The 266-nt window shown below is 57.9% G+C and carries 1 protein-coding gene; it reads left to right on the top strand.

Translation table 11 applies throughout. The features are described 5' to 3' along the window. Positions 1-266 (top strand): phage tail sheath C-terminal domain-containing protein (locus tag CN514_RS25140; protein ID WP_353652099.1); only part of this gene is annotated, 266 nt, incomplete at both ends.

Raw genomic sequence — 266 nt, 5'->3', positions numbered from 1 at the left:
ATTTGCAGGAGCAGGCCACCGACGCCAACCTGCTGAATCAGGCCGGGGTGACAACGCTTATCCGCAACGACGGCTTTAAATTCTGGGGCAACCGCACCTGCTCGGACGATCCGTTATTCGTGTTTGAAAACTACACCCGCACGGCGCAGGTGCTGGCCGATACCATGGCGGAAGCGCACGCGTGGGCGATGGATAAGCCTGTTTCCGCAACGCTCATCCGCGACATCGTCGCAGGTATCAATGCCAAATTCCGCGAGCTGAAAAAC

The sequence above is a fragment of the Bacillus sp. AFS001701 genome (assembly GCF_002559405.1).
Lineage (GTDB): Bacteria > Bacillota > Bacilli > Bacillales > Bacillaceae_G > Gottfriedia.
Note: the sequence above shows the minus strand (reverse complement) of the source record. Positions and strands in the feature narration are given on the sequence as shown.